This window comes from Nocardioides sp. B-3, from assembly GCF_024703895.1.
Lineage (GTDB): Bacteria > Actinomycetota > Actinomycetes > Propionibacteriales > Nocardioidaceae > Nocardioides.
Genome location: NZ_CP087968.1, coordinates 1,672,405 through 1,698,579, shown reverse-complemented (window position 1 = coordinate 1,698,579; position 26,175 = coordinate 1,672,405). Strand labels below are relative to the sequence as shown.

Genomic DNA, 26,175 nt, shown 5'->3' with positions numbered 1-26,175 from the left:
GTCAGACCACGAGGTCGGCGTACGCCTCGTGCCGCTCGATGTAGCCCTTGATGAACGGGCACAGCGGGCGGACCTTGAGGCCGCGCTCGCGAAGCGTGTCGAGGGCGAAGACGGCGAGCTTGCTGCCCAGCCCCTGTCCGTCGAATGCCTTGTCGACGACGGTGTGCGGCATCGTCGACACGCCGTCGCGCACGGAGTACTGCGTGAACCCGGCCACGACGTCGCCGACGAGGATCTCGAACTGGCCGGCCTCGGGATTGTCACGGGTGGTGACATCGGCGTTTTCGCTCATAGGGCGAGCCTAAGGGGTGTCTCTCAACCCCATGGCCTGCTGCGCACCGCCCGGCACGCACGCTGGCTGCGTTGTCGTCAGTCGCCATGGCTCCGCCATGTCTCCCTCCTCCGCCTTGCCATCGCACGCCCCGGACGATGCTCGCGACGGCCGAGGGTTGAGAGGCACCCCCGGCGCGATGTGACTTGCCCGTAACCCACGCCCGGGTCGAGAGTCGGACCATGGCAGCCACAGCATCGTCCTACTCGATCACCATGCGGCTGCACACCGCACCCGACCACGGCGTCGTCGGCACCGTCGCGACCACCATCGCGGAGGGCGGCGGGATCGTCACCGCGATCGACGTCGCGGAGTCGCGCCACGACCGGCTCGTCGTCGACGTCACCTGCTCCGCCGCGGACCAGCCGCACTCCGAGGAGCTCGTCAAGGCCGTCGAGGGGATCCGGGGCGTCGAGGTCTACAAGGTCTCCGACCGCACCTTCCTGCTACACATCGGCGGCAAGATCAAGGTCGAGTCGAAGGTCCCGCTGCGCACCCGCGACGACCTCTCGATGGCCTACACGCTCGGCGTCGGGCGGGTCTCGATGGCGATCCACGACAACCCGGAAGACGTGCGTCGGCTGACGATCAAGGGCAACTCCGTGGCGGTCGTCACCGACGGCTCGGCCGTGCTAGGGCTCGGCAACATCGGTCCCGGCGCCGCGCTCCCGGTGATGGAGGGCAAGGCCGCGCTGTTCAAGCGGTTCGCCGACATCGACGCCCGGCCGATCTGCCCGGCCACCCGGGACACCGACGAGATCGTCAAGGCCGTCGAGATGATCGCGCCCGGCTTCGGCGGCATCAACCTCGAGGACATCGCCGCTCCCCGCTGCTTCGAGATCGAGGCGCGCCTGCGCGAGTCGCTCGACATCCCGGTCTTCCACGACGATCAGCACGGCACCGCGATCGTGGTGCTCGCGGCGCTGACCAACGCGTTGCGCTGCGTGAAGAAGTCGCTGCCGACGGTGCGGATCGTGGTCTCGGGCGCAGGCGCCGCCGGTACGGCGATCGTGACCCTGCTGCTCGCGGCCGGGGCCCACGACGTGGTCGTCGTGGACCGGGCCGGCGCGCTGGCCGCTGGCGACGAGACGTTGCCGCCCGCCCAGAGCCGAGCTCGCGCTCGCGACCAACCCGCGCGCCGCCACCGGCTCGCTGCAGGAGGTGCTCCGCGACGCCGACGTGTTCGTGGGCGTCAGCGCGCCCGGCATCCTGCAGCCGGGGTGGATCGCCGACATGGCCGCCGACGCCATCGTCTTCGCGCTGGCCAACCCCGACCCCGAGGTCGACCCGGCGGCCGCCGCGAAGTACGCCGCCGTCGTCGCCAGCGGCCGCTCCGACTACCCCAACCAGATCAACAACGTGCTCGCCTTCCCCGGCGTCTTCCGCGGACTGCTCGACGCGCGTGCCGAGGACGTCACCACCGAGATGCTGCTGCGCGCCGCGTCGGCGCTGGCCAACGTGGTCAGCGACGAGGAGCTCAACGCGTCCTTCATCATCCCGAGCGTCTTCCACCCCGACGTCGCCAAGCGCGTCGCCGCCGCGATCAGCGGCAAGGAGATCTGAGGGCCGCTCCCGGCACCCGGGCCTGCCGCGAGCCTTTCCCGGCCCTGCCCCCGGGTAGTCCAGTGGCAGATGGCTGTCCGGAGGACTGTCCGGCGACCGTCTGCCACTGGACTACCGTCGGGGCATGCTGGTCTTCGACCCGGCCCGGGCGCGCGCCGACCTCGACGAGGGCACCGCGAAGATCCGTTCGCCGAGACGTCCGACGACCCGGTAGCGCGGACCGCCGCTTCGTCGGACGTTGTTGGGTGAAGCGCGTGAGGGCCGGCTCTTCCCCGGCCTGCCGTTCACTGCGGTGTGTCGCTTTCGCCGTACGGCGTGTCGCGGGTGTGGCACCGAAAAGGGGCCCCTCCCGGGCGCACCCCGCGCCGGGGGCGCGCCTGCGTCCGACGGTGCGGCAACCGCGGCGTCGGACGTTCTGCCGGGACGTCCGACGACCCGGTAGCGCGGACCACCGCTTCGTCGGACGTTGTCGAGACCCGCGAATTTCTCGGCCCGCGGATGTCGAATCCGGCGCACCCCGTTCGTGGAGTGGGTGAAGACACCCACGAACCGACAGGACGCACGCCATGAGCATCGGCACCAGCCGAGAGACGACCGAAGCCCCGCGGGCCACGAGACGGGAGTGGATCGGGCTGGCCGTCCTGACGCTGCCGACCCTGCTCATCTCGATCGACGTGAGCGTCCTGTACGTCGCCCTGCCCACGCTCAGCCGTGAGCTCGGCGCGACCAGCACCCAACAGCTGTGGATCCTCGACATCTACTCCTTCCTGCTCGCCGGACTGCTCGTCACGATGGGCGGGCTCGCGGACCGGATCGGCAGCCGCCGACTGCTCCTCGTGGGCGGCGTCGCGTTCGGTGCGGTGAGTGTGCTGGCGGCGTACGCACAGAGCCCCGAGATGCTGATCGCCGCCCGCGCCCTCCTCGGCGTTGCCGGCGCCACGCTGATGCCGTCGACGATGGCGCTGATCCGGCACATGTTCCCGCGGCCCGAGCAGATGGGGCAGGCGATCAGCATCTGGATGGCGTGCTTCATGGGCGGGATGACCGCCGGGCCGATCGTCGGTGGCGCGCTGCTCGAGCGGTTCTGGTGGGGCTCGGCGTTCCTGATCGGCGTGCCGGTGATGGTGCTGCTGGTCATGGTCGCACCAAGGCTGCTGCCCGACTCCCCGCGCAGCGGCGGACACGCGATGCCGGACGTCGCGTCGGTCGCGCTGTCCCTCGTCACGATCCTGCCCGGAGTCCACGCCCTCAAGGAGCTGGCCCGCGGCGAGCACCTCATCACGGCGGTCGTCGCCCCCGGTCGTCAGCGCCGTCGCGGGCACCGTGTTCGTCCGCCGCCAGCGCCGGCTGGAGGACCCGCTGGTCGACCCGGCGCTGTTCGAGAACAGGCGCTTCACCGTCGGGCTCGCCACCTTCCCCGGTCACCGGCGTCGTGATGGCCGGCCTGTCCTACGCCGCCGCGATCTACCTGCAGAGCGTCGTCGGCCTCTCCCCGCTGCAGGTCGGCGCGTGGCTGGTCCCGCAGAACCCGGTGATGCTGGCCGGCACCCTGCTCGCGCCGCGGCTCGACCTGCGCTTCGACACGGTGCGCCCGGGTCGTCGGCGGGCTGCTCGTCGCCGGCTCCGGGCTGCTCCTGCTCGGCGTCATCGACACCGACTCGCTCGCGCTGCACCCGGTCGCGATGGTGCTGGCCGCCGGCGGCGTCAGCGTGCCGATGTCGCTGGTGATGAACCTCGTCATGGGCGCCGCGCCCCGGAGCGCGCCGGCTCCGCCGCCTCACTGATGGAGACCTGCGGCGAGCTCGGCATCGCGATGGGCGTCGCCACCCTCGGCACGGCCGTCACCGCGATCTACCGCGGCCTGCTGCCGGGCGTGCTGCCCGCGGGCACCTCGCGTGCCTCCGCCGAGCTGGCCACCGAGGGCGTCAGCTCCGCACCGGCCGCGGCCGCCCAGTCACCCGACGTCGCCACCCAGATCGTGTACGCCGCCCAGTCGGCCTTCACCGACGGCTACAACGTCGTCGGCGTGCTCGGCGGGCTGGCTCTCATCGGCACGGCGCTCGCCGCCCGTCGAGTGCTGGGGGCACGCGCCGCCATACCCACAAATGGCGAACTTCCCGCAACGGCCACGCCCGATCTCGTCCCGGCGGCCTAGCGTCGAGGCACGCTTTCCTATGGGGATGGAGACGCTCGTGCTGACCAACAAGGTTCATGTGTGCCCGGAGCTGCCGGAACGCGCCGAGGCCGGGGGTGGAGTACGAGCTCGACGCGCGCTGGGTCTGCGAGTGCGGTGACAACTACGTCTTCCACGAGGGCTTCAACCGGGCCGGGTTCAAGGAGCTGAACTGGTACCGGGCGGCCCCGATCGTCGTCCCCGAGCAGCGCAAGGCCCACCGCTCGCTGCGTGACCGGCTGATCGGTCCCCGCAAGGGCGACTGAGGGCCTTCTAGGAGCCTGCGCGCGACGAGACCGGGGCGGCGCCGATGATGCCCGCCTTGTTGCGCAACGTCGCCGGCACGATCGGGGTCGCGATGTCGATCAGCGGGCCGAACTGGTCGAAGCTCTTGCTGACGCCGCCGCCGACGACGATCAGCTCGGGCGAGAAGAGCCGCTCGACGGTGCGGTAGTAGGTCGTGAGCCGCTCGGCCCAGACGGGGTAGGAGAGCTCCTCGTTCTCGCGCGCCGAGTTGGCCGCCCGGGACTCGGCGTCGTGGCCGTCGATCTCGAGGTGCCCTGAGCTCGGAGTTGGGGACCGGGATCCCGTCGTGGATCAGCGCCGAGCCGATCCCGGTGCCGAGCGTGGTGACGATGACCGGGCCGCGCTGGCCCTTCGCCGCACCCGAACTCGACCTCGGCCAGCCCGGCCGCGTCGGCGTCGTTGACGACGTGCACCTCGCGGCCGAGGGCCTCGGTGAAGATCGCATCGGCATCGGCGCCGATCCAGCTCGGGTCGATGTTGGCGGCCGAGTGCACGACTCCGTGTCGTACGACGCCCGGCACCGTCACACCGACCGGTGACGTGGACGCGGGGAACCGTCCGACCAGCTCGACGAAGACCTCGGACACTGCGGCGGGGGTGGCCGGTCTCGGCGTCTGGATCTTCTCGCGATCGCTCGCGAAGTCGCCGACGCCGAGGTCGACGGCCGCCGCCTTGATGCCGGTGCCGCCGAAGTCGATCCCGATGGGGTTCTCACTCATGTGCCTACCCTGCCCGACTCTCGGTCACGGCGGCGACCGAGGGCCGGAAAATCGTTCCTGCCTCGGGCCCGCTCTCTGCGACCGTTGACGCATGTCCACCACGCTCGAGGTCGCCGCACACCTCGAGGGTGTGCGCACGGCGATGGTCGCGATGGTGCGGTACGCCGACCGCGCCGGCCTCGCAGCGCCGGTGCCGACGACCCCCGACTGGACCGTGCGGCGACTCCTCGCCCATCAGGGAATGGTGCACCGGTGGGCCGCGGCCGTGGTGACCGGCGCGGAGCAGACGCCCGACCGGTGGGAGCGAGAGGGCCGGGCCGCACCCGACCCCTTCGAGTGGCTGCGCGACGGCGCGATCGAGGTGGTGACCGCCATCAGCGCCGCGCCGGCCGACCTCGATGCGCTGGTGTTCCCGGCCGACGCGCCGAGTCCTCGTCGCTTCTGGGCCCGCCGACAGTGCCACGAGACGACGATCCACGCGGTCGACGCGCTGGCCGCGTCGTTGGGCCGCTATCCGGTGGCCGCCGACGCGACCCGGATCGGTGCCGAGGTCGCCCTCGACGGGATCGATGAGCTACTGAGCGGCTTCCCTGCCCCGCCCGGTGTCGCGGTTGCGCTCCGACGAGGGGCGGCGCATCGCCGTACGACCCGAGGAGGGGGAGAGGGGCTGGCTGGTCGAGCTCAGCGCGGGCCCTCCCGTCACGACGACCTTCAGCGGCGCGGCCCCGTCGGCCGACGTCGAGCTCACCGGCTCGGCGGTCGCGCTCTACCTGACGCTGTGGAACCGCAGTGACGAGGCGACACCGAGCGACGGTCCGGACGACGGGCCCGGTTGGGACGAGTGGCGCGACAGCGCGCAGGTCACCTGGTAGCAGCCTGACCCTGAGGAATCTTGTCACAGTGGTTTACAGATTGCTTTACAAAACGTATCGTTCTGTAAATCAGTGTTGAGCAGACGGAAGGGTCAGGTCCATGAGCCTCAGTGACTCCATGAGCGGCACCATCCCCCCAGGGGATCGACCGAGGGGTGGAAGGACTCGAAGCGATATCTCTGGCTCATCGGCCCGGTCGTCCCGAGCCCGGCCATCTTGGCGATCGTCGGCTTCGCGGCCACCGGCTGGGGCATCTGGCTCTGGCTCGGACCGATCATCATCCTGCTCGTCGTGCCCGCGATCGACCTGATGACGGGACTCGACCGCTCCAACCCGCCCGATGACGTGATCGAGGCGCTCGAGGCGGACCGTTACTACCGCTGGGTGACCTACCTCTACCTGCCGATCCAGTACGTCGGTTTGGTCGGCGCGATGGCGATCGTGGCCGGCTACAACCCGGTGGCCCGGCTGATCGACCCGGTCGGGGGTGACGGCCCGGGCACAGGACGCGCTGCCGGCCGCGTTCACGGGCGTGCTGGCCCTGTCCACGATCGACAAGATCGCGCTGGCGATCTCGATCGGCTGCGTGGGCGGCATCGGGATCAACACCGCGCACGAGCTCGGCCACAAGAAGGAGGCCAACGAGCGCTGGCTCTCCAAGATCGCGCTCGCGCAGGTCGCCTACGGCCACTTCTACATCGAGCACAACCGGGGGCCACCACGTCCGCGTGGCAACGCCGGAGGACCCCGCGAGCAGTCGCCCGGGCGAGAACTTCTACCAGTTCTGGCCGCGCACGGTTGGTGGCTCCCTCAAGTCCGCCCGGCACTGGAGAAGCGCCGCTACGCGCGCAAGAAGCAGCACCCGTTCCGTCTCGGCAACGACGTGCTGAACGCCCGGCTGATGACCGCCGTGCTGTGGGGCGCCCCGGTCGCCCGGCTCGGCCTCGAGATCGTTCCCTTCCTGCTGATCCAGGGCCGTCATCGGCTTCTCGCTCCTCGAGGTCGTCAACTACATGGAGCACTACGGCATGCTGCGGCAGAAGGTCGGCAACGCCGAGCGCCAGCGCTACGAGCGGGTCCTGCCCAGCCACAGCTGGAACTCCAACAACATCGCCACCAACGTGCTGCTCTACCACCTGCAGCGTCACAGCGACCACCACGCCAACCCGACCCGCCGCTACCGGGCCCTGCGCGACTTCGAGGAGTCTCCGGTCCTGCCCACGGGCTATGCCGGGATGATCGTCCTCGCGATCGTTCCTGCCGTATGGCGCCGAGTGATGGACCCCCGGGTGGTCAAGCACTTCGGTGGTGACGTGAGCCGGGCCAACATCAGCCCCCGCAAGCGCGAGTTGTACATCGCCCGCTACGCCGCGGACATGCCGGTCCGAGAGCCGACCCTCCTCGAGGACGTCACCCCCGGTCTGCTGGTCGAGGAGGTGCTCGCGGCCCGGTGCCCCGGCTGCTCCTACGTCTACGAGGTCGCCGCTGGCGACGAGCACGAGGGCTTCGCCGCCGGCACGGCGTGGGCCGACATCCCGGCCGACTGGTGTTGCCCCGACTGTGGTGTGCGGGAGAAGGCCGACTTCGTGCCGTTCGACCCCAGCAAGGTGGAAGCCTGATGAGGATCGTGGTCGATCGTGACGTGTGCGAGGGGATCGGGATGTGCGAGTCGATGGCGCACCAGTTCTTCGAGGTCGACGACGACGACGTGATGCACGTGCTCGACGAGACCCCGGCGGAATCGGACCACAAGGAGGTCAGGGCTGCGGTCGCCTCCTGTCCGGTGCAGGCACTGAGTCTCGTTGAGTGACCTCGCGTTCCCTAGAATTCGACGCATGACGGGGCAGGTGGGACTCGAGGGGGAGATCAGCCTGCGGCAGCGGATGATCGCGGTCGCGGTGGAGATGACCACGAACGACGGCTGGGCGCACGTGACCATGTCGCGGCTGGCCCGAGCGGTCGGGGTCAGCCGGCAGACGGTCTACAACGAGATCGGCACCAAGAACGCCTTGGCGGAGGCGATGATCCTGACCGAGCTCGACAACTTCCCGGCCCTCGTCACCAACGCCTTCGACCAGCACCCGGACGACCTGCCCGACGCGATCCGGGCGGCCATCCTCGCCGTCCTCGAGCTCGCGCAGGACAACCCCCTGCTGCACGCCGTGGTCTCGGCCACGCACGGCGCCGACACGGAGCTGCTGCCGCTGTTGACCACGCACTCCACCCAGCTCCTCGACCTCGCCAAGGTGGTCGTCGGAGAGCGGGTCGCCGCCTACAAGTCGCACCTCACGCGCGAGGAGCTCGACGGCGCGATCGACATGGTCGTGCGGGTCGTGCTCAGCCACGTCATGCAGCCGAGCGGCACGCCCGCGCGGACCGCCGCCACGCTGGCCTTCGTGGCCCGGCGCGTGCTCGAGGACTAGTTCGCGGCCCTCGCCCTCGAGGCCTCGACCGCTGACCGGAAGCCGGCCACGATGTAGGGCGGCACCTTCATCCCCGCCTCGCGTGCCCACAGCAGCTCGCGCTCGACGCGGGCGATGGTCTCGGCGAAGCTGTCCGGGTCGTCGGTGATGCCCAACGCGAGCATCAGGTCGCCGAAGTCGGCGCGTTGCTCGTCGTTGTTGACGCCGACCGGCGCGAAGGAGATGGTCCGCAGGCGGCGTACGAGGAAGCGCTGCCGGGGCGCGAGCTGGGCCGCGAGACCCTGCGACGACATCTTGTAGAACGCGTAGTGGCCCGGCTCCCGGCGCCGGATCGGCGCGACGACGGTGTCGCTGATCGCGGTCTCGCCCATCTCGCGCACGCCGTCGTGGAGCAGGTTGTAGGCGAGCACTGCCGAGCGCTCGGTGGCCATGCCGGTGAGGTAGTAGAGCATCCGGGTGACGTCCCGGATCTTGTCGATCCGACCGAGTGCGCCGAGCACCTTGATCTTGGCCCCGACGTGGTCCGTGTCGGGGAGTGGCCGGCGGCCGCCCGATGCGGGTCTGCAGCTCGTCGAGGATCAGCCCGTGACGGATCTCCTGCGGCTGCCACACGTCGGCGTAGAAGTGGCGGTCGACCTCGGGCGGGTCGGGCAGCATCGTCATCAGCTCGAGCACGTTGCGGTCGACCTCGAGCTCGACGCGCGCCATGTAGTCCAGCACGTGGCCGAACCGCGCGGAGAACGCCTCGGGGTCGCGGACGGTGAAGTCGACGGTGGCCAAGTCGATCGGCGGGTGGTCCTCGCCAAGTTTCTCGACATGCTCCGCGCGGCGGGCCTCGAGCAGGCGGGGGCGAGTCACGGATTCATTCTATTGTCGGGCACGTGACGTCTTCGCAGCCCGCAGGCCTTCGGATGGGTACGGCGGGTGGCCGGTCCGTCATCGCGGCGGCGGTTCTCGGCTCCGGGATGACCTCGGCTCGACGGCAGCGTGGTCAACGTCGCGCTGCGCACGATCGGCGAGGACCTCGACGCGTCGCTGGCCCAGCTGCAATGGATCAACAACGGCTACCTCGTCTCGCTGGCCGCGCTGATCCTGCTCGGCGGCTCGCTGGGCGACCGGCTCGGCCGGCGCAGGATGTTCATCGTCGGCACCATCTGGTTCGCGCTCGCCAGCGTCCTGTGCGGGCTCGCGCCCAACGCCGAGACCCTGATCGTGGCCCGCATCCTGCAAGGCGTCGGCGGTGCGATGCTCACGCCCGGCAGCCCGGCGATGATCCGGGGCGCCTTCGTGCCCGACGACCGCGGCAAGGCCATCGGCGCCCGGGTCAGGCCCGGGCGGCGTGGCGGCCGCGATCGGGCCGTTCGTCGGCGGCGTGCTCGTCGACCACGCTTCGTGGCGCTGGATCTTCCTGATCAACCTGCCGCTCGCGGTCGCGACCGTCCTCATCGCCCGGCGGTCGGTGCCGGAGACCCGCGACCCCCATGCGTCCGGACACTTCGACGTGCTGGGCGCCGTGCTCGCGTCCCCGGCCCTCGGTGGCATCACCTACGCCCTGATCGAGTGGGGCGGGGAAGGCGCTCCCGGGCCGGGGCCGCGGGCCTGATCGCAGCGGTCGCGTTCGTGATGCTCGAACACCGCGAGGAGGTGCCGATGATGCCGCTCGGGCTCTACCGTGACCGCACCTTCAGCGCCTCCAACGCGATGACCTTCCTCGTCTACGCCGCCCTCGGCGCGATGTCCTTCTTCCCGGTGATCCAGCTCCAGACCGTCGCCGGCTACAACGCCCTCCAAGCCGGCCTCGGCGACGCTGCCGATCACGCTCTGCATGCTCTTCCTCGCGGCGAAGGGGGGCGAGCTCGGCAGCCGCATCGGCCCGCGGATCCCGATGACCGTCGGGCCGCTGGTGATGGCGCTCGGCCTCCTCTTCGTCCTCGGTGCCGACGCGGACGTGAACTACTGGATCGACGTCTTCCCCGGCGTCACCGTCTTCGGCCTCGGCCCGGCCCTGATGGTCGCGCCGCTGACGGCCACCGTGCTGGCGGCCGCCCCTGACGACAAGGCCGGCATCGCCAGCGGCATCAACAACGCCGTCGCGCCGCCGGCTCCCTGATGGCCGTCGCGGCCCTACCGACGGTGGTCGGGTTGTCCGGGGACGAGTACGCCGACCCGCTGGTCTTCGACGCGGCGTACCCGACCGCGATGCTGGCCTGTGCTGCCCTGCTCGCACTCGGCGGCGTCGTGTCATGGCTGACGATCCCGAAGCGGCTGCCTCGTTAGTCAGCCGACGGGCGCCGACGGCCGAACAGCCGAGGGCTGGCCGGCTTTTCTGACGCCTCGAGCTGGCGCCGCTTGCGCGCCAGCTTCTTCTTCAGCGTGCCGACCCGCTCCTCGGAGCTCGGCGTTGGCCGCCGCCAGCCGGTCGCGCTCGGCAGTCACCTCCGCGAGCGTGATCCGGGGCAGCTCGACCAGCTCCCGGAGGCGCTGCACCGTCCCGTGGGGCAGCAGCAGGACTCGTTCATCGAGCTTGCGCTGGACAAGGTCGTGGTTGCGCGCCCACTGCTCGTCGTCGTGGAGAGCGTGGCTGGAGCCACCGTCCACCCACCAGCGGTAGTGGGCGGTGAACTCCTCCGACCCGACGACGCCGACGAGGGTGGCGGCCCGCATCAGGAAGTCCCAGTCCTCGGTCGTGTCGAGGTCCTCGTCGAAGCGCTCGCCGAGGTCGTGGAAGACCTCCCGCGGGAAGGCGACCGTCATGTTGGGGGTCTGGTTCATCAACAGGTGGTCGAGCAGCTGGAAGTCCAGCGGCCGGGCCTCCCGGGGTGCCAGCACCTCGCGAGCCATGACCTCGCCGTCGGCCTCGACCGCCTCGACGTCCTGTCGCAACGCGTTGGTCCGCAGCACCCGCCCCGGGGGCGCGCTCGTGCAAGGAGCGGAAGTCCGCCACCCAGTGCGGGAGCACGAGGTCGTCGTCATCGAGCGCAACGACGTAGGCGGCCTGCCGCCCGCTCGAAGCCGACGTTGAGCGGCGCCCCACGGCCGCCGGTGTCGAGGTCGAGCACGGTGATCCGCAGCTCGGGAGACGCGGAGGCGATCACGTGGTCCACGGCCGTGGCGGCCGTCGCAGAGGTGCGGTGTCGCACCACGATCACTTCGGAAATCGTGGTCGGTCTGCTCGGAGAGTCCTTCGAGGGCCTCGGCGAGCAACCGCGGGCGGAGTCCTTGGGTGCGCATCACCACCGTGAGGGAAGCAGTCGCCTTCGGCGTACGGCGGAGGCTCGATGCCGATGCGCCTTAGGACTTCCGCCGGGCTCGCGATCGAGTGAGCGCTCACGTAGAGGCCTGCGCTAGCCGCACTCGACGCCGACCAGCGTTCGATCTACGGTCCATGCCTGCGACGCTGTCGAATAGGCGGATATCGCGATCCATGCGCACGCAATACCTCCATCGAATCTCATGAAGTCCAAGCATGCCCTAAACTTCTGCGGTCAGTCATACGCAACGGCGGCGCCGGCGGGAGAACGTTTAGTGAGCAACGGGGCGCATATAGCACCCGCCTTGACCATGGGGGATCGCCTGCGAAGGATCCGACGGAGGAATGACGCACTCCTCCCCGCGCGAGAGGGGACCGCCCGCGGAACGGTCTGGGCCGTCCTCATCGCGGTCGAGTTCTATCTTCTTTCGAATCCCTTGGCCCTCCAACCCATATTTCAAGTCTCGCTCAAGCAAGCCGTGGTGCTCGGAGTGCTGGTCGCCGTGCTTGAGCTTCCACGACTGAGACTACGGCGGCCGCCGCTCACACTGCTCGCGTTCGCAGCGTTCGCAGCGGCGTCCCGGTGGTGGTCCATGGAGCGCCCAGTGACCGGCGACGCGCTTTGGCTTTATGGGGCCGTCGCTGCGCTGGCCCTCCTGATCGCGATGAACGTGACTCCGCGCGTGCTCGTCGCGGGCTTTGGTGGAGGTGGCCTGCTGGTACTGGTGGCTTCGCTCTACGCTTGGCAGCAAGAGATTCCTTCGGCGCTCATCCCGCCCAACATGGGCCCGGATGGATACATTGCTGGCGTAGGAACCAATCGCAACATCTTGAGTTACACGATGGTCTTGGCGTTGGGCTTCCTTGCCGGATATCACCCGACGCGGTGGCGTGGCCGGATTGTCTGGCTCGGCACTCTACTGATCTTGCTGTTCGGCGTGTTCCTCGCGCAGTCGGTCACCGGCTTCTTGAGCAGTGCGGTGGTGCTGACCTTGGGCTTTGGCCTCGTCCGAGTCGAGCGGCTGCCAAGACGAATTCGTCACCGGATTGGGCTGACGGTCTCGGTGGTTGTAATCGGCGGGGTTGGGCTTTTGCTCGCCTTCCCTGCGCTCCTTGGTTCGGTGTCGTCGAGGGACTCCGTGACGCTGTCCGGCCGCGTGCCGTTGTGGGAAGCCATCATCAGCGGAACCGAGCAGCGGAGATGGCACGGCCATGGCTGGGGAACCGTGTGGCCTCATCCGTGGTCGCCAGCCACGGACAACGCCGTCGCTCAAGACATCTATGCGGGGGCCGGCACCGTCATGACCCATGGGCACAACTCGTTCCCTGGACGTGCTGCCCCAACTCGGTGTCGTCGGTGTCTTCTTACTCCTGCTGATGCACCCGGTGCCACTCATCTCGTCGTCGGTGGTGCGTTTCGGCGAGCGGCGCGACGCGGAGATGCTCCTGTCCTCGCGCGTCATCGTTACCGCAATGGTTGCCGTGATCATGTTCGGTGTGACCGAGCCCATCAGCAGCACGCCGCTGGGCTGGTTCTGCCTGTGCGTCCTCGCCGCCACCCGCACCACGCATCCGAGGCGCGCCACGCGTCAGCGCCATGTGGCGTGCGTCGGCGCCGACTCAGGAGTTCCTGATGCCGGCCCACTGGTGGTGTCGTCGGTGCGTGGACAAGATGAAGTTCACGGCACGCTCGGAGCAGTTGCCGATCGCGTAGTCGTCTGGGACGACGCGCCCACCCCGGTCGCCGGTCACGGCGACCCGCACCGCCTCGACGACGTTGGTCGGGTCTAGGCCCGTCATCACGATCGCACCGGTGTCCAGAGCCTCGGGGGCGCTCGATCGAGTCACGCAGGGTGACAGCCGGGAACCCGAGGAGCGACGACTCCTCGGAGATGGTGCCGGAGTCGGAGAGCACGCAGAACGCCTGTGACTGAAGGTGGTTGTAGTCCGGGAATCCGAGCGGCTCGTGGAACTGGACGCGCTCGACCGTGCGACCCGGGGCGTCCCGGGCGCTGGCGTGTCCGTGGGTGGGTCGAGACCAGCACCGGCTTGTCGAACTCCGCCACCACGGCCTCAAGGCAGTCGAGGAGAGCGTCCAGCCGGTCGGGCCGGTCGACATTCTCCTCCCGGTGGGCGCTGACGAGGATGTAGTCCTCGGCCTCCGTGTCGAGGCGCGACAGGGCATCCGAGCCGGCGATCTCCGCGCGGTGCGCCTCCGGGACCTCCTTCATGGGCGAACCCGTCTTCAGGATGCGCCGGGGGTGCAGGCCCTCGCCGAGCAGGTTGCGACGAGCGTGCTCTGTGTAGACGAGATTGAAGTCCGCGACGTGGTCGACCAAACGTCGGTTGGTCTCCTCGGGTACGTTCTCGTCGAAGCAGCGGTTGCCGGCCTCGAGGTGGTAGACCGGCACCTTCATCCGCTTGGCCATGATCGCGGAGATGCAGCTGTTGGTGTCACCGAGGACGACCAGCGCGTCGGGACGTTCCTCCAGCAGCACCTTCTCGGTGCCCATGAGCACTCCGCCCAGCACCGCGCCCGGGCTCGACGTGTCCACGCCGAGGTGGTGATCGGGAGCGCGCAGTCCGAGCTCCTCGAAGAAGACCTCGTTGAGCGTGTAGTCCCAGTTCTGCCCGGTGTGCACCAGCACGTGGTCGACGGTGGCGTCGAGGCGCTTGATCACCTCGGAGAGCCTGATGATCTCGGGACGGGTCCCGACGATGGTCATCACCTTGGTCATGGGGTCAGCTCCAGTTCGGCGGCACCCGCAACGGGCACGGGAAAGGTGTCGGGGTTGTCCGGGTCGAACAGCGAGTCGGTCCAGAACAGCGTGGTCAGCTCGGTGTCACCGGTGTTGGTGATGTTGTGGACCCACATCGTCGGCATGTCGATGGCGACCGGGCTCTCACCGGTCACGTCGAAGTGAGTCGTCTCGGTGTGGAAGAGGCGACGCAACGAGATCCGCGCGGTGCCGCTCAGCACGGCGAACCGCTCGATCTTGTGCAGGTGGTAGTGCTCGCCGCGCGTAATGCCCGGCACCGTCGTTGACACGAAGGTCTGTCCGCCGGACCCGTGGCTGCGCACGGTCTCCACGAGGCGACCACGCGGGTCGACCCGCGGCTCGAGCACGATCGGGTAGTGCGAGGGGAACAGTGCCGCACGATAGGTGTTGAACAGGTCGGCCTCGAGGGCGCTGGCCATGTCAGGCACGTCCCCCCGGGGACGTAGGTGGCGTGGAACCGCTGCAGGCTCTCCCAGACGGCCGGGACCGACGTCGGCGTGGCGGCCGGCTGGACCCGGTCGGCGTCGCCGGTGAGCGCGGCCACCAACGAGCGGGCGGCGCCCCGGGCGTGCAGCAGCTCGATCGGTCGATCCGCGATGTCGGGGAGACTCACCCTTGATGACCGCGGCAACGAAGGAGGCGACGAAGGAGTTGTACGCCGGGCGTCCGTGCTCACCGAACAGGTTGGGCAGCATGACGTCGACGAAACGACCGCCGACCTCGTCCGCGACGGCGCGCAGGGTCTCGGCTGCGCGTGACTTGCCTTCGGCGTACGACGAACCGTTGCCCACCCGGATGGAGTTGGCGAACACGATGGTCACCGGGCGACCGGCGGCGCGCACTGCGGCTGCGACGTCGTCGGCGAGCTGGGCGTTGCCAGTGGCGAGCTCCTCATCGGTGGCGCGATTGACGCCGGCGAGGTGCAGCACGGCATCGACGTCGGCGACCGGGGCCGGCAGCTCGCCCCACTGTCCGCGTCCGATCCCGGTCACCCGGTGGTCGGTCGTCGCGTGCAACAGGCATCGGGTGTGCCACCCAAGGAAGCCCTCGGCCCCCGTGAGCAGGATCCTCATGCGCGGCTCAGCTCGTCCTGAACCTCGGGAATCGTGCGCAGGAGGGCCTGCGTCGCCGCGAGGTCGAGCTGGTGGGTGTTGTCGGAGGCGTAGTCCTCGGCGTGCGAGATCTCGTCCTCACCCTCGGTGAAGTACTTCTCGTACTGCAGACCGCGGGTGTCGAGCGGGACGCGGAAGAAGTCGCCCCGGTCCTCGGCCTTGGCGAACTCCTCGCGGGACAGCAGCGTCTCGTGCAGCTTCTCGCCGTGGCGCATGCCGATCACACGTAGGTCGGGCTCGTCGTGGCCGAAGACGCCGGCCACGGCGCGGGCCGAGACGTCCACCGTGGAGGCCGGGGCCTTCTTGACGAAGAGGTCACCGGGGTTGGCGTGCAGGAAGGCGTGCTTGACGAGATCCACCGACTCGCCCGGGGGACATCAGGAACCGCGTCATGCGGGGTTCGGTGAGGGTCAACGGCTGACCTGACTTGAGCTGGCCGATGAAGGCCGGGATCACGGATCCGCGCGAGTACATGACGTTGCCGTAGCGGGTCACCGACACGGTCATGTGGGAGTCGGGGTTGTTGCGCGTAGGCCTGCGCGGTCTTCTCCATCAGCGCCTTCGACATGCCCATCGCGTTGACCGGATAGACGGCCTTGTCGGTGCTCAGGAGCACCAGCGACTTCACGCCTGCGGCGGCGGACGCCTCGATGACGTTGTGGCTGCCGACGACGTTGGTCTTGACGGCCTGCTGCGGGAAGAACTCGCACGACGGGACCTGCTTGAGGGCCGCGGCGTGGAACACGAAGTCGGCTCCGGTCACCGCCGGCCGGATGCTGTCCGCGTCGCGGACGTCGCCGAGGAAGAAGCGCATGCGCTCGTCGTTGAATGCACGACGCATGAGGTCCTGCTTGGCCTCGTCGCGGCTGAAGATGTGCACCTGCCGGGCACCCTGCTCAAGCAAGTGCTTGGCCATGATGGATCCGAAGGACCCCGTGCCACCGGTGATCGTGACAAGCCGCCCCTCTACTGCTCGATCAGTGGGGGTGTCGACCTGCGTCATGCGGACTCCTTGTTCAGTCATTGCTCGTGTGGACATCGGGCCGGTCCATGGCCAACCCTGTCAGTTGTGAGGGGGACAGTGGGGGGACCTGCACGCTGCGAATCAGCGGGTGCTCGGTGGGCTGGGGTTCCTCGTCGTCCGAGAACAGGACTTCGGAGAGTTTCTCGCCCGGGCGCAGGCCGGTGAAGGTGATCTCGACGTGGCCACGTCCCGAGAGATCGATCATCCGTCGAGCCACGTCCGGGATCTTGACGGGCTCGCCCATCTCCAGCACCCGGGACTTCGCCCTGTCCGCCGATCGCGCCGGCCCGGATGACGAGCTCGCAGGCTTCCGGGATGGTCATGAAGTAGCGGTTGACCTCGGGGTGCGTGACCGTCACAGGGCCGCCGGTCTCGATCTGGCGGGTGAAGGTCGACATCATCGACCCACGCGAGCCGAGGACGTTGCCGAAGCGGACGCTGATGAACGGCCGCCCGGTCTGCTGGGCGTGCCACGACGTGAGCTGCTCGGCCATCCGCTTGGTCGAGCCCAGCACGCTCGACGGCTCGGCCGCCTTGTCGGTCGAGATGTTCACGAACCGCTGGACACCGAACTCCTCGGCGAGGTCCGGGAGGTTGAGGGTGCCGAGCACGTTGGTCTTCCACCCCTCGGATGGGAAGCGCTCCAGCATCGGCAGGTGCTTGAGGGCAGCCGCGTGGAAGATGATCTCGGGCGTGTGTTCGGCGAAGATGCGGCGCAGCGAGTCGGGCTCGCGGATGTCGACCAGCACGGTGTCCGGTGCGTCCAGCAGCCCGTGGCCGAAGATGGAGAGCTGCACCGAGTGCAGGGCGGACTCGTCGCGGTCCAGCATGATCAGGGTTGCCGGCCCGAAGCGGTGGACCTGCCCGGCGAGCTCGGAACCGATGGAACCTCCGGCGCCCGTGATCAGGATCCGCTTGCCGGTGAGATAGCCGGCGATGGACGTCAGGCTGGTCTCGACACGGTGGCGGCCGAGGACGTCGGCGATCTCGACTTTGCGGATGTCCGAGGCAGCGACTTGGCCGCCGATCAGCTCTGAGACCCGGGGCAGCACCGGGAATTCCAAGCCGGCGCGGTGGGCATCCTCCTGAACGCGCCCGACGAACTTTCCCGACGCCTCGGGGATGGCCGGGATGACCGCTCCGACGCTGAGGTCCTTGGCCAGCGCCCCCAGCTTGGTCCCGTCCCCGACCACCGGGACGCCCCGGATCCGCAGGTGTCGGCGGACGTGACTGTCGTCAAGGAATCCGACCGCCCGGTAGGTCCCGCCGAGGTCCCCGCGCAAGAGCCGGAGCACCCGGCTACCGGCATCGCCGGCGCCGTAGATCAGGACCCGGGTGGGGTCGGTCTCGGAGAGCGGCGCCCCGCGGTCGCGGAGGGCGCGGTAGAACCAACGCCCAGCGGCGGAGGCCGGGAACGCGATCGGCGGAGTCAGCACCGGGACGCTGCGCGGAACGTCCGGGTTGACGATGGGGGCACTCAGGATCGTGATGGCGGCCACGGCGCCGACCCGAACGGCCAGTCCGATTGCCTCGTCGAAGGACCCGACGATGTAGCGGCCCCGGTAGAAGTGCGAGGCATAGCCGATGACGAGGATCAGCACGGCGGAGAGCACTAGGTACTTGAGAGTCGACTCCCAGCTCACCTCAGGAATGCGGAAGTCGTGGCGGAAACCGATCACAATGGCGGCGCCCACGGTCCAACTGAAGACGTCCCAGAGGGCCGGGAGGGCTCGACGGGCGTGGGGGTTGTTCGTCACCGCCACATACCTCCCCCGAATACGCAATGGTTCACTTTGCTCACCGTCCAGCCCCGGGATGGTATCGCTGTGTCGCGACCCGTCCTATTTCGGCGCGACTCACCCGAGGGGCGGTATGTCGTCGACCAGCACACGGATCGCGCGCACGAGAGTCTCGTGTGCCTGCGCCCCGGAGTGCCCGGCCCGGGCGAGCTCCACGCCCCGCACCCCCATCTCCGCCCGTAGAGCGGGATCGGCGACGAGGGCGCGCACCGCCGTGGACACTTCGGCGGCGGTGCTGACAGCAATGCCGGCTCCGCTTCCCGCGACGTACTGATGGAGGGCGGTTTCCGCAGGGGCGTAGCAAAGGATAGGGCGACCTGCCGCGAGGTACTCCGAGATCTTTGTGGAGATCGAGTAGCGGATGAAGGCAGCGATGTCGGGGTCCGCACTCTCGGCGTGCACCAGCACGTCGGCGTCGGCATACACCCCGTGGATCTGGTCGTGCGGGACATACGGCGCGAACGTTGTGATCGCCGGGTCGAAGAGTGGTTCCGCCCAGCGGCTCGTGAGCCCGGTGTGAATCGTGAGGCTTGCACCTCCGGCCCCGCGGATCGCTGCCTCTACGTCGAGGAGTGCCCGTTGCCGGTGAAGGTGGAGACCGCCCGTGTAGACCACTCGGACCGTTCCTGTCGACGGCGGTGTCGTCGGAGTGCGGGTGGTGTCCACGGCGTTCATCAGGGGGAGGTAGTTGAGGCCGGTACGCCGCGTGTACTCGGCCGCCATGAGGTCGCTGATCACCGGGCCCACAGCGGCACCGGCTTCAAGGCGGGCCACCGAGCGCAGGAGCGCCCGTCTCGGCAACCGGGTGCCGCGGCCCGTGTAGAGACTCGCGCGCCAGTCATCGAGGTAATGCACGAGCACTGGTACGCGGCAGGCGCGGGCGAAGGCGAGGGCCAGACGATTGATGCCAATCGTGCAACCCGAGGTGTAGACCACGTGCGGTGCGAACTCCCGTGCGGCGCGCACAGCATCCTTGGGCAACCGGACGGGCCCCATGTCGAGGTAGGCGTTCCCGATCTCGCGCACGCGATTGCGGGCCGAGACTCTGTCGGTGTCGCCGGCCAACTCCCCGGCGAGCACGGAGGCGTTGACCGAGCGAGCCACCGCGGCGCCGCCGAGGAAACGCCGCGATACGTGGCGCAGTGGAGTGACAGAGGAAGGCAAGGTCATCGAGCGCACACGGGGTTCAAGGTCGCCCTGCACCAAGCACAGCTCCATCAACTGCTCGGGCAGGAACTGGCTCAGCACGGTGGACAGCGTGATCCCGGTGGGTGAGCTGGAGCTGATGCTCTCGCCATTGATGACCGGGATCCGCAGGTCTTCGGCAGCGATGGTCACCGGGCCACCACGGCCCTGAGAGTCTGCAAGATGATGCGAAGGTCCCCACCGAAGGTCGCGTGTCAACGTACTCGACGTACTTGGCTGCCTTGTAGGGAAGGAGTTCGCGCACGTAATAGTCGGCCGGGTCGGCGGCCCCGGCCAGTAGTTCGGACTCGTTGCGCAGCTCCGGGGAGACCGGGTCGGTGATGCCGGGGCGCACGCTGAGGATTCGATCGCGATGCTCAGCCGGCCACTGCGCGACGTACTCAGGGACCTCGGGTCGAGGCCCCACAAGACTCATCCGACCGCGTAGGACATCGAAGAGCTGCGGCAGTTCGTCGAGCTTGCTCCGGCGCAGAAAGCGGCCCGCACGAGTGATCCGAAACTCCCGGTCGGCGGTCACGGATGGCCCGTTGTGACCGACGTGCATCGTGCGGAGCTTGTGGATCGTGAATTCCTCCCCGCCGAGCCCGACGCGGGTCTGCCGGAACAGGGCGGGCCCGTCAGAATCAAGGCGGACCCATCCGGCGAGAGCGCCCGGGAGAGGCCCGGAGAAGAACAGACCGATGCCGGAGGCGATGACGTCCAGCAGTCGCTTGGGATCGATTGTCACGTCAGGATCCGGCGGACGGCATGGACGACGCGCTCGACCCTGGTCAGTGGTCAGGGACGAGAAGATCGGCAGGCTCACGGCCCGGGCATAGACACGCTCGGCGACGGGGAACGACGGGGCGTCGAGGCCGTATCGGTCGCGCCAGTAGGGATGGCGGTGCAACGGAATGAAGTGGACGCTGCAGGCGACGCCGGCGTCGGCCATCAACTGGATGAAGGTGTCCCTGTCGACCGGGGCGTCCTCGGTCAGGCGCACCACGAAGAGGTGCCGGGCGTGTTCGCCCGGCTGTAGGTCGAGCCCGGCAGGCAACTCGAGGGGTAGGCCGACCAGCTCGCGCCCATACTGCTGGGCGATGACGTGGCGTTTCCCGGCCATCTCGACCGACCGGGACAGCTGGACGCGTCCCATCGCGGCGGCCGGGTCGGGGAGGTTGTACTTGAAGCCCGGTGCGACGACCTCGTAGTGCCGGGACGGGGCCTTGCTTCGGTAGCGGTCGAAGACGTCGCGAGAGATGCCGTGCAGGCGCATCGTGCGGATCCGGCGAGCCAGCGCCTCGTCCCGGACCACGACCATGCCGCCCTCGCCGGTCGTCATCGTCTTGGTTGCGTAGAAGCTGAAGACGACCGCGGAGCTGTCGCCGAGACCGACGGGCTGCCCCTCGGACACGACAGGGTGGGCGTGCGCGGCGTCCTCCACGACCAACAGGTTGTGTCGGTGCGCGAATTCAGACAGAGGCCCGCGCGGGACCGGCATTCCGGCGAAGTGGACGGGGATGATCGCCTTCGTACGGGGAGTGAGTGCCGCCTCGGCTGCTGCCGGGTCGATGTTGAGCGTCTCGGGGTCAACGTCGACGACCACGACATCGGCGCCGAGGTAGCGCACGACCTCGCCGCTGGCGGTGAAAGTCCAGTCGGGGACGAGGACCTCGTCGCCGGGCCCGGATACCGATCGCCTCGAGGGCGAGGTGGAGCCCTGCGGTTGCGGAGTTCACCGCGATCGCGACGCCGCCACCAAGATTGGCCGCGAACTCTTCCTCGAACGCCTTGGCGTTCGGTCCTGTAGTCAGCCAACCCGATCGCAGGGTCGCCACGACGGCTGCGATCTCCTCCTCGCCGATGTCGGGGAGAGCGAAGGGGATGAAGTCGGAACTCGACACGATGGGGCTCCTCACGAACGGCCGCGCCTACACTAGCCAGCGTTCCAGTCCACTCCGAAAACCCGGGGGAACCCTTCGTGCGAGTAGGCCTACTCACCCAGTGGTACGACCCGGAGCCCTGGTCCCGCAACACTGCCCGGGGTGCTCGCCCGTGGGCTCTGGCTCGTGGACACGAGGTCCGAGTGCTCACCGGTTTTCCGAACTACCCGAGCGGGCAGATCGCCGACGGATACCGGCTCTCCGGGAGACAGGACGAGGTCCTCGACGGCGTGGATGTCCGCCGTGTTGCGCTGTACCCGAGCCACGATGCAGCGATGTCCGGCCGACTGCTCAACTACGGAACCTTCGGCGCCTCGGCGCTGGTCTCCGGGGCGTCCGCACTTCGCGACGTTGACGTCCTGTGGGTCAACTATTCGCCGATCACGGTGGCCCCGGCGATGTGGTGGCTGCACTACGCGCGGCGGGTCCCGGTCGTGGTGCACGTGCTGGATCTCTGGCCGGACACGGTCTTCGCCTCCGGGTTCGCCGACGGCGGGACGGTCTCGCGCGCAGTGACCCGCGCCGCCGAGACCCGGTGCCGCGGCATGTATGCCAGCGCGGCGAGTGTCGTCGTCAACTCGCCGGGGGTCGAGTCCGTGCTGAGTCGACGTGGCGTTGATCCAGCCCGGATCAACTACGTGCCGATGTGGGCCAACGAGGACGTGGCCCGACCCGCGGATGACGCGATGCGGGCTTCGCTGGGCGTCTCGGCAGATTCGATCGCGCTGTTGTACGCCGGCGCGCTGGGCGGGGCACAGGGGCTCGAGGTCCTCCCGGAGGCATGTGCTCGGGTCGAGGACCCCCGTTTCGTGTGCCTGATCGCGGGGTCAGGTGTCTCAGAGGGCTCCCTGCGTGCGCGGGCCAACGAGTTGGGCCTCACGAACGTCAGGTTCCTCGGGCGGGTACCGCAGGGCAACGTGGCCGACTTGATGGGAGCGGCCGATGCCGCCTTCATCTCGCTCAACGACGATCCGCTGGCAGCCATCACGATGCCCAGCAAGTTCCGAGCCACGCTGGCCGCGGGTCGAGCCATCGTGGCCTCAGCAACCGGCGACCCGGCCGAGGCGGTACGCGAGTCCGGGAGCGGGATTCGTGTCCGCGTCCGGCGACGTCGACGGGCTAGCCGCGCATCTCAGGTCACTTCCCCAACTGGGGCGTGCCGAGCTGGCGGCTCGCGGCCGGGCGGCGCGCGACGTCTACACGTCCCGGTACTCCGCATCGGTCGGCATCGACCGCATGGAGGAGATCCTGACCCGAGCTGCTGCCGCAGCCGCTCCCGTGGCCGTGCCGCCAACCAGCACTCCTGTCGCCGGCAACGCGGAGGTGAGGCGCCTGCAGGCCGGTGACGTGGAGGAAGCAGCACGGCTTCATCGTGCGTCGTTTCCGGGGTTCTTCCTCTCCTCCCCGGGTGAGCGCTTCCTGCGAGAGTTCTATCGCGGCTTCCTCTCCGACGAGACCGCAGTGACGGCCGTCGCGCGGGACACATCGGGGCGGCTGCAGGGGGTGGCCGTCGGGACCACCCAGCCCTCGGGCTTCTTCTCACGGCTTCTCCGCAGGCGCTTTCTTGGCTTCGCCCCGGCCAGTGCTCTGGCTGTGGTGCGAAGGCCATCGGAGCTGGCGCGGCTGGTTCGCGGCGTCGCCTACCGCGGCGGTGGTGTGGGCGAGGGAGCTCTCCTCAGTTCCATCTGTGTCGCTCCCGGCGACCGGGGAGCCGGAACGGGTGCTCGCCTGATGGTCGCGTGGACCTCTGAGGCCGTGAGGCTGGGTGCCACCGCGGCGCACTTGACGACGGACGCCGTGGACAACGACTTGGTCCGCGGGTTCTACGCCCGGCAGGGCTGGCGCGCGACGGAGGAATTTGTCTCAGCCGAAGGGCGACCGATGATCGTGTACGCGATTGCTCTTGGCGGTGTCGCCCGGAGCCAGTCCGCCGATACGTCTCGGTAGGCTCGTTCGTTCGCGTCAAGCACTCGGAGAACCACGGGGAAGGGTAGGAAAATGACACACGGGGATGACGATCAGGCGCGCACAGGGCCAGTTCGCACGGAAGACCGCGGGGGGACGTCGCTGTCAGCGACCAAGCCAGTCCTTGGGGGGGTGCCCGGATCGGGGTCGGGCTTCTCCCGGCGGCCACGTCGCTCTTCACCGTGTCGCTCCCGGTCCCGCTGTCCGACTCCGGACGGCTGGAGGTCTATCCGGCTGAGATCCTGATGGTCCTAGTGGGTTTGTTCCTCTGCCTCGCGTTCGTGAGCCGTCGCTATGTCCCCCGCAAGCACGCGCGCCACCTGCTGGTCGCCCCGGCGGTCTTCCCCGGTGTGGTACGTCCCTGGTCGAGGCGCAACGGGCGGTGACCGGCGACGAGGTGAAGCAGAGCCTGCTGGCGCTGCGTACCACTGTCGTCCCCTTGGTGTGCTACTTCCTTGTCGATGCCCGTCTCGATCGTTCCCGGACCATGGTGCGGGGGCTGGTCCTGCTCAATCTCGCCGTGAACGTCTTCCACCTCCCTGCCCGGAAGAACATGCGTATGTCTGAGTTTCTGGGCAACTCGATGATTTACGGCGGACTGCTCGTAGTACTGATCCCGCTCAACGTCTACGTCCCGGCGCAGCATCGCGAGTCCACACTGCCGACCCGGCTGCTCCGCGCTTCGGCGGCGGTCAACCTGCTGCTGGCCATCGTGATGCCGATCTGGACCGGCTCCCGTTCGCTGAGCCTCCTGTGCGTTGCAGTGTTTGTCGGCTCCGCGTGCCTCCTCGTGCGTTCGCGCAAGGTGCTGGCCACGCTCGGTGCCGTGGTCCTTGTCGCCGGTGTCGTTCACGGCGTGGTGTGGAAGACCAACTATGGCGGCGCGGCATTCGGCATCTACCGGATCGTCCCGGCTCCTGCCTTTACTGGCGGGGTCGGGGACGCCCGTGACAAAGCGATCGAGGTCATTGATGAGGAAAAGGGCAAGGCGGACTTCAACCGCGTCGCGCTGGCTGAGGCCTCGATCGACGAGATCCGGGAGGACCCGGTATTCACTGATGGCCGCCTCTACTTTCCCTATGACAACGACATGGGCGAGGAAACGGCGACCGCGCACAACTTCGTCCCGGAGCACCTCAACGCCTACGGGGGCCTCGGCTTCGTGTTGTACCTGTCGCTGTTCGGCGTCGCGCTCGTCCCGGGCTGGAGACGCTTTCGGATGCGACGGATCGGCGCGCGGGAGAACGTCGCGGCGTTCCTCACCGTCGGTGCGGCGCTCGGGTGCTCGATGGGTCAACCCACCATGCTCATCCTGACGATCGTCGTCCCGCTCTGGCTGGTGGTCGGGGCGCTGAAGCAGGAGCAGGTGATTGCCATGGAGGCAGAGTCTGCGGTGCGCGATGGTTGACCGCCCGAGCGTCCTTGTCGTGAGCCACAACCCCTTCAGTGACCTGCAGAGCAACGGCAAGACGTTGAGTGCCTTCTTCCAGAGTTGGCCGCAGGATCGCCCGGCCCAGCTGTACTTCACGCTCGACGAACCGGCATTCACTGTGTGCTCGCGGTTCTACCGTGTCACCGACCTCGACATGCTCAAGGCGACTCTCGGGCGCACGGGATCGGCTGGACCGGTCCTGCCCACGAGCGTGGCGTTCGACGCCGCCGGCAAGCAACGACTCCACACGAATCCCCTGTATCGCCTAGCCCGCCGCGTCTTGCAGCAGCGCTGGCCGGCAGCCCTCATGGTTCGGTCGTGGTTCTGGCGGGGACGACGCTGGGAGACCCCGCAGCTCGAACGTTGGCTCGACGAGGTCGATCCCGACATCATCTTCTTCCAGAGCAGCAACTGCACGTTCGCCTTCGATGTCGTCGAACGGATCTGCGAGCGTCGTAACCTCCCACTCATCCTCGAGACGACCGACGACTACCTCACCCCGCTGCACGCGCTGGACCCCATCGAGCGAATTCAGCAGCGACGGATTTCCGGCGCCTACCAGCGCGCGGTCACGCGGTCGGCTGCCGTGATCGCGATCGGCGACCGGATGGCCGAGGAATACGCCCATCGTTTCGGTGGCGACTATGCCGTGGCCATGAACTCCGTGGAATCGCTCGCCGAGAAACTGCTCGAGGTCGCGACCGAGCCACCCTTCGTGCTGCACTTCGCCGGGAACCCGGGCCTCAACCGTTGGCGGGTCCTTGCGGCGATCGGCGCCGCCCTCGACACGCTGGCGGACGAGCACGGGATCGACACCCGCCTCGAAATTTTTTCCCTTGTCGAGCCCGAGGCGTCCGTGCTCACCGAGCTCACGAGCTCGCCACGGGTCACCTTCCTTGGTCAGGCCGACGCGGAGGAATTGGCCAAACGCCGGAGTGTGGCCGCGTTGCTCGTGCACGTCGAGTCCTTCGACCGAAAGAACCAGCACATCACCCGCCTGTCGGTCTCGACCAAGATCCCGGAGTACCTCTCGTCCGGCCGTTGCGTCCTGGCCGTAGGCCCGGCCGCCGTCGCCTCCATCGGCTACCCGGTCGACAACGAAGCAGCGGCCGTCGCTACATCCCCGGAGGTCACCGACATCGCCGCAACGATCCGGCAGGTGCTGGCCGATCCGACGAAGCAACGGGCATATGCCACCCGCGGCCCGGAGCTGGTAAAGCGCAACCACCTCAGACCCGTCATCGCGGAGATGGTGCAGGAGCGCGTCGTCGCCGCGGTAGCCGAGTGGTGACCCGCAC

General features: G+C 68.7%; 29 protein-coding genes and 5 pseudogenes. 19 read left to right on the top strand and 15 right to left on the bottom strand.

The window, feature by feature from the left end:
• Position 1: 1 nt before the first annotated feature.
• On the bottom strand, positions 2 to 292 hold the full coding sequence (locus LP418_RS11205; RefSeq protein ID WP_257956327.1) for a GNAT family N-acetyltransferase: 291 nt from the start codon (positions 290 to 292) through the stop codon (positions 2 to 4).
• Between the two features lie 221 nt (positions 293 to 513).
• Between LP418_RS11205 and LP418_RS33150 the strand changes: the two are divergent.
• The 4 genes and pseudogenes from LP418_RS33150 to LP418_RS11185 all read left to right on the top strand — a co-directional run bounded on the left by LP418_RS33150 (position 514) and on the right by LP418_RS11185 (position 4,333).
• Positions 514 to 1,894: pseudogene (locus LP418_RS33150) on the top strand (NAD-dependent malic enzyme).
• Between the two features lie 566 nt (positions 1,895 to 2,460).
• The gene (locus LP418_RS11195; RefSeq protein WP_257956326.1) at positions 2,461 to 3,330 is read left to right on the top strand and encodes an MFS transporter; all 870 of its coding nucleotides are present in this window, start codon (positions 2,461 to 2,463) and stop codon (positions 3,328 to 3,330) included.
• A complete protein-coding gene (locus LP418_RS11190; protein WP_257956325.1) occupies positions 3,327 to 4,049 on the top strand; it encodes a hypothetical protein in 723 nt (240 codons plus the stop codon). The genes LP418_RS11195 and LP418_RS11190 overlap by 4 nt, the downstream gene beginning before the upstream one ends.
• A gap of 95 nt (positions 4,050 to 4,144) precedes the next feature.
• Positions 4,145 to 4,333 carry a hypothetical protein gene (locus LP418_RS11185; RefSeq protein WP_257956324.1) on the top strand — a complete coding sequence of 63 codons (189 nt, stop codon included), beginning with the start codon at positions 4,145 to 4,147 and terminating at the stop codon, positions 4,331 to 4,333.
• 150 nt (positions 4,334 to 4,483) lie between these two features.
• On the opposite strand, the gene LP418_RS11180 is transcribed toward LP418_RS11185, so the two are convergent.
• Entirely contained in the window at positions 4,484 to 5,092 is a 609-nt protein-coding gene (locus LP418_RS11180) for an ROK family protein (protein WP_336275967.1), read from the bottom strand.
• A gap of 91 nt (positions 5,093 to 5,183) precedes the next feature.
• Between LP418_RS11180 and LP418_RS11175 the strand changes: the two genes are divergently transcribed.
• The 6 genes and pseudogenes from LP418_RS11175 to LP418_RS11150 all read left to right on the top strand — a co-directional run bounded on the left by LP418_RS11175 (position 5,184) and on the right by LP418_RS11150 (position 8,387).
• The gene (locus LP418_RS11175) at positions 5,184 to 5,885 is read left to right on the top strand and encodes a maleylpyruvate isomerase N-terminal domain-containing protein (RefSeq protein ID WP_257956323.1); all 702 of its coding nucleotides are present in this window, start codon (positions 5,184 to 5,186) and stop codon (positions 5,883 to 5,885) included.
• 807 nt (positions 5,886 to 6,692) lie between these two features.
• Positions 6,693 to 6,854 carry a hypothetical protein gene (locus LP418_RS11170; RefSeq protein ID WP_257956322.1) on the top strand — a complete coding sequence of 54 codons (162 nt, stop codon included), beginning with the start codon at positions 6,693 to 6,695 and terminating at the stop codon, positions 6,852 to 6,854.
• 123 nt (positions 6,855 to 6,977) lie between these two features.
• Positions 6,978 to 7,142, top strand: a pseudogene (locus LP418_RS11165) (alkane 1-monooxygenase); the annotation flags it as partial.
• A gap of 111 nt (positions 7,143 to 7,253) precedes the next feature.
• Complete coding sequence (locus LP418_RS30755; protein WP_336276060.1) at positions 7,254 to 7,583, top strand: rubredoxin; 330 nt, start codon at positions 7,254 to 7,256, stop codon at positions 7,581 to 7,583.
• A complete protein-coding gene (locus tag LP418_RS11155) occupies positions 7,583 to 7,774 on the top strand; it encodes a ferredoxin (RefSeq protein ID WP_257956321.1) in 192 nt (63 codons plus the stop codon). Before LP418_RS30755 ends, LP418_RS11155 begins: the two co-directional genes overlap by 1 nt.
• A gap of 25 nt (positions 7,775 to 7,799) precedes the next feature.
• Entirely contained in the window at positions 7,800 to 8,387 is a 588-nt protein-coding gene (locus LP418_RS11150; protein ID WP_257956320.1) for a TetR/AcrR family transcriptional regulator, read from the top strand.
• Here the strand turns inward: LP418_RS11150 and LP418_RS11145 are convergent.
• Positions 8,384 to 8,887, bottom strand: coding sequence for a hypothetical protein (locus LP418_RS11145; RefSeq protein WP_257956319.1), 504 nt, complete (start codon positions 8,885 to 8,887; stop codon positions 8,384 to 8,386). The genes LP418_RS11150 and LP418_RS11145 overlap by 4 nt on opposite strands.
• A gap of 85 nt (positions 8,888 to 8,972) precedes the next feature.
• On the opposite strand from LP418_RS11145, the gene LP418_RS11140 reads away from it, so the two are divergent.
• From LP418_RS11140 to LP418_RS11130, 3 genes are all read left to right on the top strand, one after another.
• Positions 8,973 to 9,272, top strand: coding sequence for a hypothetical protein (locus tag LP418_RS11140; RefSeq protein ID WP_257956318.1), 300 nt, complete (start codon positions 8,973 to 8,975; stop codon positions 9,270 to 9,272).
• A 102-nt stretch (positions 9,273 to 9,374) separates the two neighbouring features.
• Positions 9,375 to 10,439 (top strand): MFS transporter, encoded by a 1,065-nt coding sequence (locus LP418_RS11135; RefSeq protein WP_257956317.1) that lies wholly within the window; start codon positions 9,375 to 9,377, stop codon positions 10,437 to 10,439.
• A 57-nt stretch (positions 10,440 to 10,496) separates the two neighbouring features.
• The gene (locus LP418_RS11130) at positions 10,497 to 10,664 is read left to right on the top strand and encodes a hypothetical protein (RefSeq protein WP_257956316.1); all 168 of its coding nucleotides are present in this window, start codon (positions 10,497 to 10,499) and stop codon (positions 10,662 to 10,664) included.
• Here the strand turns inward: LP418_RS11130 and LP418_RS11125 are convergent, their stop codons facing one another.
• Positions 10,665 to 11,288, bottom strand: a complete 624-nt coding sequence (locus tag LP418_RS11125; protein WP_257956315.1) for a hypothetical protein — start codon at positions 11,286 to 11,288, stop codon at positions 10,665 to 10,667. It lies immediately after the preceding gene.
• A gap of 68 nt (positions 11,289 to 11,356) precedes the next feature.
• On the bottom strand, positions 11,357 to 11,527 hold the full coding sequence (locus LP418_RS11120) for a hypothetical protein (RefSeq protein WP_257956314.1): 171 nt from the start codon (positions 11,525 to 11,527) through the stop codon (positions 11,357 to 11,359).
• Between the two features lie 1,442 nt (positions 11,528 to 12,969).
• Between LP418_RS11120 and LP418_RS11115 the strand changes: the two genes are divergently transcribed.
• Complete coding sequence (locus LP418_RS11115) at positions 12,970 to 13,428, top strand: hypothetical protein (RefSeq protein WP_257956313.1); 459 nt, start codon at positions 12,970 to 12,972, stop codon at positions 13,426 to 13,428.
• 91 nt (positions 13,429 to 13,519) lie between these two features.
• On the opposite strand, the pseudogene LP418_RS33145 reads toward LP418_RS11115, so the two are convergent.
• The 10 genes and pseudogenes from LP418_RS33145 to LP418_RS29845 form a co-directional block, all read right to left on the bottom strand.
• Positions 13,520 to 13,756 (bottom strand): annotated as a pseudogene (locus LP418_RS33145) (hypothetical protein); the annotation flags it as partial.
• Positions 13,659 to 14,363 (bottom strand): annotated as a pseudogene (locus LP418_RS11110) (UDP-N-acetyl glucosamine 2-epimerase); the annotation flags it as partial. The pseudogenes LP418_RS11110 and LP418_RS33145, both read right to left, overlap by 98 nt.
• Before the next feature lie 8 nt (positions 14,364 to 14,371).
• The gene (locus tag LP418_RS11105) at positions 14,372 to 15,490 is read right to left on the bottom strand and encodes a polysaccharide biosynthesis C-terminal domain-containing protein (RefSeq protein ID WP_257956311.1); all 1,119 of its coding nucleotides are present in this window, start codon (positions 15,488 to 15,490) and stop codon (positions 14,372 to 14,374) included.
• A complete protein-coding gene (locus tag LP418_RS11100; protein ID WP_272496343.1) occupies positions 15,487 to 15,864 on the bottom strand; it encodes a polysaccharide biosynthesis protein in 378 nt (125 codons plus the stop codon). Before LP418_RS11100 ends, LP418_RS11105 begins: the two co-directional genes overlap by 4 nt.
• Positions 15,750 to 16,532 carry a polysaccharide biosynthesis protein gene (locus LP418_RS11095; protein ID WP_272496330.1) on the bottom strand — a complete coding sequence of 261 codons (783 nt, stop codon included), beginning with the start codon at positions 16,530 to 16,532 and terminating at the stop codon, positions 15,750 to 15,752. The genes LP418_RS11100 and LP418_RS11095 overlap by 115 nt, the downstream gene beginning before the upstream one ends.
• A gap of 13 nt (positions 16,533 to 16,545) precedes the next feature.
• Positions 16,546 to 16,758: a polysaccharide biosynthesis protein gene (locus tag LP418_RS33140; RefSeq protein WP_442940164.1), complete on the bottom strand. Its 213-nt coding sequence runs from the start codon at positions 16,756 to 16,758 to the stop codon at positions 16,546 to 16,548.
• 112 nt (positions 16,759 to 16,870) lie between these two features.
• Positions 16,871 to 17,605, bottom strand: a pseudogene (locus LP418_RS33135) (polysaccharide biosynthesis protein); the annotation flags it as partial.
• An 804-nt stretch (positions 17,606 to 18,409) separates the two neighbouring features.
• A complete protein-coding gene (locus LP418_RS11085) occupies positions 18,410 to 19,600 on the bottom strand; it encodes a glycosyltransferase family protein (RefSeq protein WP_257956308.1) in 1,191 nt (396 codons plus the stop codon).
• Positions 19,539 to 21,167, bottom strand: a complete 1,629-nt coding sequence (locus LP418_RS29850; protein WP_272496329.1) for a DegT/DnrJ/EryC1/StrS family aminotransferase — start codon at positions 21,165 to 21,167, stop codon at positions 19,539 to 19,541. Before LP418_RS29850 ends, LP418_RS11085 begins: the two co-directional genes overlap by 62 nt.
• Positions 21,127 to 21,441: a DegT/DnrJ/EryC1/StrS family aminotransferase gene (locus LP418_RS29845; RefSeq protein WP_272496328.1), complete on the bottom strand. Its 315-nt coding sequence runs from the start codon at positions 21,439 to 21,441 to the stop codon at positions 21,127 to 21,129. The genes LP418_RS29850 and LP418_RS29845 overlap by 41 nt, the downstream gene beginning before the upstream one ends.
• 77 nt (positions 21,442 to 21,518) lie before the next feature.
• Here LP418_RS29845 and LP418_RS11070 point away from each other — a divergent pair, with 77 nt between their 5' ends.
• The 5 genes from LP418_RS11070 (at position 21,519) to LP418_RS11050 (ending at position 26,168) form a co-directional block, all read left to right on the top strand.
• Complete coding sequence (locus tag LP418_RS11070; RefSeq protein ID WP_257956307.1) at positions 21,519 to 22,826, top strand: glycosyltransferase family 4 protein; 1,308 nt, start codon at positions 21,519 to 21,521, stop codon at positions 22,824 to 22,826.
• On the top strand, positions 22,804 to 23,427 hold the full coding sequence (locus LP418_RS11065) for a GNAT family N-acetyltransferase (protein ID WP_257956306.1): 624 nt from the start codon (positions 22,804 to 22,806) through the stop codon (positions 23,425 to 23,427). Before LP418_RS11070 ends, LP418_RS11065 begins: the two co-directional genes overlap by 23 nt.
• Before the next feature lie 200 nt (positions 23,428 to 23,627).
• Entirely contained in the window at positions 23,628 to 23,831 is a 204-nt protein-coding gene (locus LP418_RS11060; RefSeq protein WP_257956305.1) for a hypothetical protein, read from the top strand.
• Positions 23,828 to 24,853, top strand: coding sequence for an O-antigen ligase family protein (locus LP418_RS11055; protein WP_257956304.1), 1,026 nt, complete (start codon positions 23,828 to 23,830; stop codon positions 24,851 to 24,853). Before LP418_RS11060 ends, LP418_RS11055 begins: the two co-directional genes overlap by 4 nt.
• Positions 24,854 to 24,872: 19 nt before the next feature.
• Positions 24,873 to 26,168 (top strand): hypothetical protein, encoded by a 1,296-nt coding sequence (locus tag LP418_RS11050; RefSeq protein ID WP_257956303.1) that lies wholly within the window; start codon positions 24,873 to 24,875, stop codon positions 26,166 to 26,168.
• The last annotated feature ends 7 nt before the right edge of the window (positions 26,169 to 26,175 follow it).